At 58.9% G+C, this 6,794-nt stretch carries 5 protein-coding genes; 2 read left to right on the top strand and 3 right to left on the bottom strand.

Translation table 11 applies throughout. The features are described from left to right. Positions 1-1,169, bottom strand: a 1,169-nt coding sequence (locus VG146_01970) for a hypothetical protein (protein HEV2391110.1), incomplete at its 3' end; no start/stop codon positions are given. 544 nt (positions 1,170-1,713) lie between these two features. Continuing rightward, a complete protein-coding gene (locus VG146_01965; protein HEV2391109.1) occupies positions 1,714-2,346 on the bottom strand; it encodes a hypothetical protein in 633 nt (210 codons plus the stop codon). A 297-nt stretch (positions 2,347-2,643) separates the two neighbouring features. Here VG146_01965 and VG146_01960 point away from each other — a divergent pair, with 297 nt between their 5' ends. Both VG146_01960 and VG146_01955 read left to right on the top strand, forming a co-directional pair. After that, a complete protein-coding gene (locus tag VG146_01960) occupies positions 2,644-3,414 on the top strand; it encodes a sigma factor (GenBank protein ID HEV2391108.1) in 771 nt (256 codons plus the stop codon). A 71-nt stretch (positions 3,415-3,485) separates the two neighbouring features. Beyond that, entirely contained in the window at positions 3,486-5,981 is a 2,496-nt protein-coding gene (locus VG146_01955) for a serine/threonine-protein kinase (protein ID HEV2391107.1), read from the top strand. A gap of 92 nt (positions 5,982-6,073) precedes the next feature. Here the strand turns inward: VG146_01955 and VG146_01950 are convergent. After that, positions 6,074-6,794: beta-galactosidase (locus VG146_01950; GenBank protein ID HEV2391106.1), on the bottom strand; the 721-nt coding region annotated here is incomplete at its 5' end.

Below are 6,794 nucleotides of genomic sequence, written 5' to 3'. Positions count from 1 at the left end.
GTCAGCGACCCGCCCACATTCAAGCGCGGCTCGGAATTCGTCGTGGTCAATACGCCCCCGCTTTTGACCTCAAAGTTTCCCGTCAGCCCGCCGCCGTTCAACGTCAGCATCCCGGTAATCGTGTTTGTGTCAACCAACGTCGCCCCACTCAACACCAGGCTGGTAATCGTGCCGCCTTGAAAGCTGGGTCCCAACTCCAGCGTGCCCCCGCTCAACACCAGGTTCGGAATTGCGGTCGTCAAGATTAAAGTGCCGAAACTGAATTCAAAAGTCCCCGCTCCAACCATGGAAACCTGGGTGGAGTCCGCAGTGATGATACCCGTGACACCTCGCGCCTGGAATTGGATTGTTGAGCCCGCCGCCGCACCGTAGTATCCGCTCAGATTGCCTTCGAATTCTACGTACATCGTGCTCGCGGCGTTGTTGCTTATCGTTCCGAGACTGTTATCCAAAACGGTAACGGAAATGCCGGCCGTGGGGCCGCTCTCGCTGATGATGGTTCCCTGGTTGATGAGCGTACCGAAGAAGCCTGCTGTCCCACCGCCGCCCCAAATTCTCATTATTCCGCCCGACTGAATGACCAGGTACCCTGGTTGGGTGAAATTGGCGTTGGTCACATTGATGGTCCCGGCGTTAGTGATCCCTCCGAAATCGGATAATTGCGCTCCCAGATTGAAGGTTCCGCCTGCATTAACGGTTATCGAACTGTTCGCCGGGAGTTGTGCGGTGGTGTTGACGGTCGTAAGCAGCCCCCCATTGGCAACCGTAAATGCTCCAGCCAGGATGGCCCCTGCCGTCAAGATGATAGCGCCATTATTTGCGACCGCCCCGTTAGTTGCAGTGAACGAGCGTGTGGTGGCCAACTGGAAGGTTTGCACGCCGGAGGCTCCCCCCACCGTGAGATTGGCCACGCTCAAGTTGTCGGTGCTGTTTGTCACGGTGTAGGTGCCTGGGGTCGTGATGTTGGCCGTATCGGCCGGGCCAGGAACTGCGGCTGGGCTCCAATTAGCCGCCACGCTCCAATTGCCTCCGGCGGTGTTGACCCAGGTGTAGGTTGTGGCGGCTGAAAGGGGCGCTGCGGCCAGAGCCAGGATTGTGGCTAAAAGGGCGAGAACGCGCCGCCCGGCGCCATTTATTGGTGGTAAGAGAGCCAGCGGGCTTTGTTTCATAGGTGCAGGGCGGTTGTCATGTCGTCTCGAGCGAAAAAGATGAAATCATGGGCATCGTCGTTATCGGCGCGGTCGTTGGCTTCCGCTGCACTCAGGGTCGTTACAAACGTTTAGCGATATTGGCCACCATGCTCTTTAAAAAGGATTGGCCGTGAGTTGTTACAGGGATTCCGTCGGCAAGCCGTTATACCGCACAGGAGATTGACCGGAACCGGGCCAGCAGAGTCGTGGCTCAGGTTCGGTTCGGGCGAGCAGGTTTTCGAGTCTTGCTGGCGCTTCAGTTCCCGCCGGGTGGCCTGAGGGAAAATCGGGTCCGGGAAGGGAAACTTCCGTTTCACGGGATGGCTCCATCCCATCTGCCAGGCTGGAACAGGAGGCGCACAGGTTCGGATTGCCGGACAGCGCGTTGCCTGTCTGGATCATTGTCTCGCCGCAACAGATGCAAATGTGAGGCCTCATGGAAGGCAGGCTGCTGACATCCTCTTCCCTCTCTCCATTGGATGGAGAAAGGGGAGGAAGGTCGTGAACGCATCGGGTGTGAATATCAATGATCCCGATCTCCAGACAGCAACTGCAGGTTTCCGACAATCAACCAGCACGCTTTGCCGGTGAGGTCCCCCGACTGCCCCGGCTCGGAATTAGGATCGATAAGGTCCGCGTTGGGAGGATAAACCAGGCCTGTGAACCCCGGAAAATCTTCGAAGCCAGGACTTGTGGCTAACGAGGCGAACCCATCAATAAGCTCGGCGGTGCCATGCGCATGGGCCAGCTTGCCTGTGCCGCCTGTGAAGGTCACCTTATAGTAGAGGTCGAGGATGGCCGGATTCTCCGGATTCGATGTGGCGTAGCCCTCCGCTGTGGCCGTCAAAGTGCTGGTTCCATCGGGCGTAGTGATGGTGAAGATACCATCCGTTAGCGGCCAGACCACACTGGGCGGGGTCGGAACAGTGGCCATGACTACTGCATGGAACGTGCAGTCGCCCAGGAGCGAAATCCACACCACGCCGTCCACCGTGTGCGCATATTGCTGAGGGCTCGAACTGGGAACAGGGGTCATTACGAAGGTGGTTCCGCCATGGCCGTGAAACTCGCGCGCGTTGGCGGAAGTGCCCCCCGGCACGAGGGCGGCGCATCCGAGAGTGAGGCTGATGATTCTGGATAGACTCAATTTTGTCATAATGCTTTCCTTTCTGGGCGGAGGCAGGGCCTCCGATGTTATTGTTTTAGTTATTGCTCTTAACAGTGCCGGCCGCTGTATCCTGGCCGTCATTGCTTTCATAGGGTTCTAAAGGAAAACGGGGCGGAAGTTACAGACAGTATCGCCGCTTCCATCAGGAGCTTTCTCTGCCTGAGGGACTCCATGTGAGCGAGGAGCAGACACAGCAGCTCCGTAGAGATACGGCGCGGGCTTCCAAACTGTTTCCGATTTCAATTGCGTTTGTCTGTAAATTTGACAATACTCCCCCCAGCATCCATGGAACCACCAGCCAATCGGTCGCGTCCGACTGAATCCGCCTGCTTTGGCCAGGAGAAGGCGGCCGCCTTTTCGACGACCCACTGGAGCGTGGTGCTTACCGCGGGACACGACGAACTAGCCGGAGCCGCGGCTGCCCTCGAAGAGCTTTGCCGCAAGTATTGGTATCCCATTTATTCCTTCATCCGGCGGCGCGGGTTTGACCGCCAGGAGGCCGAAGACCTCACCCAAGGTTTCTTTGCTCATCTCATCGCAATGGAAACCTTGAAAAAAGTGGACCGGCAGAAGGGCAAGTTTCGCACCTTTTTGCTGGCCTCTTTAACCAACTTCTTGAACAACGAATGGGACAAACGGCACGCCGCCAAACGCGGCGGCGGACGCCAAGTCCTTTCGCTCGACCATGCGGCAGCGGAGGACCTTTACAGGCTTGAGCCCGTTGAGCCGGGTTCGCCGGAAAAGCTATTCGATCGCCACTGGGCAGCCGCGCTGGTCGATGGCGTGCTGGCTCGCCTTCGAGAAGAATATCACGCTGGAGGCAAATCGGAATTACTGGCGCAACTCGAGCCCGGCTTGACGCAGGAAGCCGCGCCGGGCGGCTATGCACATTGGGCCGCCGCTTTGGACCTGAGCGAGGGAGCCGTGCGGGTCGCCCTACACCGCCTGCGCCGGCGCTTTGGCGAATTGTTGCGCGAGGAAATCGCCCAGACGGTTGCCAATCCCGCTGAGGTGGACGATGAAATCCGGCATCTCTTTGCCTCCATCTCGGCCTGAGAGCCTGTCTTACATTTCTGTAACATCTTCGCCGGATTCCTTGTGAAACAAGTGTGAAGGCGCATTAAGTGATGGCCGAAGGGCAAAGATTAAAATGCTCTGGTTGTGGGGCGGAGTTGGCTGCCAATGCCACCGGTGGCCATTGCCTCGCCTGCCTGCTGCAACTGGGCCTGGTGCCCGATGAATTGGCTCCCGCGGAGATGTTGTCCACTGAGGAGCCCTTCCAGAGGGCCGGGCTTGGCGTGGGTCCAGACCCGGCTGTGCACCGGATTATAGGCAACTACAAGCTGCTGCAAAAAATTGGCGAAGGCGGCTGCGGGGTGGTCTATATGGCCGAGCAGGAGCAGCCGGTGCGCCGGCGTGTCGCCCTGAAGGTCATCAAGCTGGGCATGGATACCAGGCAAGTCATTGCCCGGTTCGAAGCCGAAAGGCAGGCCCTGGCGCTGATGGACCATCCCAACATCGCCAAGGTGCTCGAAGCCGGCGCCACCGGCACTGGCCGCCCTTACTTCGTGATGGAACTGGTCCGCGGCATCCGCATCACCGATTACTGCGACCAGCACCAGCTCGACACCACCCAACGGCTCCAGTTGTTCATTCAGATTTGCCACGCCATTCAGCACGCGCACCAAAAGGGTATCATTCACCGCGACATCAAACCCTCGAATATCCTCGTTACCCTCCATGATGAGGAGCCCGTGCCCAAAGTAATCGACTTCGGCATCGCCAAAGCCACCGCTGGCCGCCTCACCGACCACACCTTGTTCACGGCGTTTGAACAATTCGTCGGCACGCCGGCTTACATGAGCCCGGAGCAGGCCGCCCTGACGGACCTGGACATCGACACGCGCAGCGACATCTACAGCCTGGGGGTGCTGCTCTACGAGTTGCTTACCGGCATAACCCCGTTCGACACCAAAACGCTGCTGGCAGCCGGCCTGGATGAAATGCGGCGCACCATCCGCGAGAAGGAACCGCTTCGTCCATCGAAGGTCCTCGAGACTTTAGGGCAACTGCCGACTCAGCCGGACCCCGCGCGCGCCTCGCCTCGCGGACCCATTCTCAACGCGCGACCCAAATCGTTCTCGACCGATTTGGATTGGATCGTGATGAAGTGCCTCGAGAAAGACCGCGCGCGCCGGTACGAAACCGCCAACGGATTGTCGAGAGACATCCAGCGACACCTGAACTGCCAACCAGTGGTCGCCCGCCCGCCCAGCCGGCTTTACGAATTCCAGAAAAGCTTCCGCCGTCATAAATTCGGCTTTACCGCCAGCATCGCGGTGCTCGCCGCACTGCTCGTTGGCGCGACCGCTTCGACCTGGCTTTATTTTAAGGAGAAGCAAGCCCGCCAACTCGCCGACGCCGAGGCCAGGAAGAATCTGCAAGTCGCCGATTTTTTCCGGCGGGCGCTCAGCGTCGTTCACCCGGGCGGCGCGTTTGGCGGGGCAGAGGCAGTGCGGCACATTCTCGACGAGGCCGCCCGGCTTCTGCCCTCGGGCTTCACCAACCAGGCGGGTGTCGAAATGGAACTGCGAACCTCCTTGATCGAGGACAATGAGAACCTTGGACGTTGGCAGGAAGCAGCAGACTTGGCCCAGCAGAATGTCCAGGTCGCCCGCAGAGAACTCAGCCCGAATCATCCCGCGCTTGCCGTTGCCCTCGCCCAACTGGGGCGCGAGCAGTGGCAACTAGGTGATCAAGCCGGCGCCGAGGACTCGATTGACCAGGCCCTGGACCTCCATGGCAAAGGGCTTTGGTCCGGAAATCTTCAACAATCCGAGCAGGCCCTTGATAACCTGGTTGGAATCTTGTTGCCGTTGCGCCAGGCCAAGCTGGACGAGCAAGTCCTGGTTCAACTATTGACTCCCGCCGTCAAGCTGTACCCCAACGAGGCTAAAATCTTCACCGTCCGAGGCAGCTTCTTTGCGCGCCGGGGCCAGTGGCAGCGGGCGGCGATCGACCTGAGGCGGGCCGTCGAACTTGACCCCCAAAACTCTGAGTTCTATCACGCGCTGGCCCCGGTGCTGGTAGCCGAAGGTGACCTGGCAAGCTACCGCCAACTCTGCGCCGGCATCCTGGTTCGCTTCGCCAACGCAACGGACCCCTCGATTGCTGATCGCATGGCCAAGGACTGCCTGATCCTGCCCTCCTCTGGCGTGGACTTGAGTTCGGTCCGCCAGATGGCGGACATAGCCATGACTAGCGGCCATCCATACGGCCTCCTCTGCAAAGGACTGGCCGAGTATCGTCTTGGACGCTTTGCCAGCGCCCAGAACTGGATGAACAGGGTCCTCGCCCATCCCGATCGGAATCCAGTTCGTGACGTGGAGACCTATGCAGTCCTCGCGATGGCGCGCTGGGAGTTGCACCAACGGGCTGAAGCCCGGCTGGCGCTAGCTCATGCCGCCCGAACCGCAGGGGCTCGATTGCCCAAGCTGGACAGCGGTGGCCTCGACGGCAGTTGGATCGACTGGATCATCGGCCATACCCTGTTGGGCGAAGCGGAATCTCACATCCAAGAGGGCGCCTCCAAAACCGTGGGCGCGGGGCCGTTATTCAGATAGGGTGTTTGCCTGAACGAAATCGTTGCTCGCTCATGTGCGCTCTCCCAGTGGCTCGCCCATGGAGAGAATCGAGAGGGATGATTATCAAATTATTAATGGCTGAGCTTAACCAGCGTACCTCCGCCCGGGCTTAGGTTGAGTTCAACGCGCCGTTTCTTGCTGCGCCTCCACTGCCCCGTTGCAGGATCAAAGATTTCGAGACGCCCAAGGCCGCGAACTCCAAGTGTCTTTTGGGATGTATAATCGAGATTCACTACCAAAGCGTGCGTTGGTCTGGACCTCTTCGACGGCTCTCCGAACATGCCTATTAGAGCGCCCTGCAATCGTTGAGGTGGTTTGTATTCCATTGCTGATATAGGCGGATCGAATAAGAACGCTGCTTTTTTGGGTATAGTTTCACCTCCCGGCGGAATCATCCCGGCATGATACACACCCATGGACTTCAAGGGCTGAAGCTCCCGGGCGATTTCAACAAAATCATGGTTCAACGTCCTGAGCGCGTCGTAAAGAGGCGTTGGGCTCCCATCCGGGTTTGCGATCCCGCCGGTGTGCCCCGCACAACAATAAACATAATACGAGATTCCTTGCGCCCCATAGGCCAGCGAGGTGTAAACCAGGAAGCGCACCTCGCCCGAGTTCGGAACCCGCATCGAGGGAGCCCAAGAGGCCGCCTGCACGATATTTAGGAAGGGCAATCCCGAATCCAGGGACGTTTGGCGGATCAGTGCCAGGTTTAGAAAATAATCCGGCGAATCTCCTTTGGCAGTGAGCTGGTAGTGATCATAGCTGATCAACCCCGGTTTTACGATGTCA

This window comes from Verrucomicrobiia bacterium (assembly GCA_035946615.1).
Classification (GTDB): Bacteria; Verrucomicrobiota; Verrucomicrobiia; order Limisphaerales; family UBA8199; genus DASYZB01.
This window is presented reverse-complemented; position numbering and strand designations above follow the sequence as displayed.